This window comes from Colwellia marinimaniae (genome assembly GCF_002207865.1).
In the GTDB taxonomy this organism is placed as follows: domain Bacteria; phylum Pseudomonadota; class Gammaproteobacteria; order Enterobacterales; family Alteromonadaceae; genus Colwellia; species Colwellia marinimaniae.
This window is the reverse complement of the sequence record NZ_BDQM01000277.1, coordinates 1-271: the sequence shown is the minus strand read 5'-3', so window position 1 is coordinate 271 and position 271 is coordinate 1. Positions and strand designations below refer to the sequence as shown.

1 pseudogene is annotated in these 271 nt (G+C 45.8%); it reads right to left on the bottom strand.

Annotation, left to right across the window (positions count from 1 at the left end):
* Nucleotides 1–271: pseudogene (locus tag MTCD1_RS19270) on the bottom strand (thiamine ABC transporter permease); the annotation flags it as partial.

The window sequence follows — 271 nt, the reverse complement described above, 5'->3', positions numbered from 1 at the left end:
CTCATAAACAATAAAAATGGGATCTCTTTGAGCGTCAACGCTGCAATAAGGCCAAGTCCATATTGGTCATGCACCAGTTGCCAGTTGATTTGGTCACCCAAGATGCGTGCGATAAAGCCACTGGGGGTAAATAAAAATGCGAAACCAATCGCAAAGGCAACATGCGGGAGAGCCATGATCGGCGCTAATAAGGTTTCGAGTTGTTTCCACCAACGGCTATGCCAGCATGATTGTAAAATGGCAAAGCTAAATAAGGCGGCAACTAAGGTAC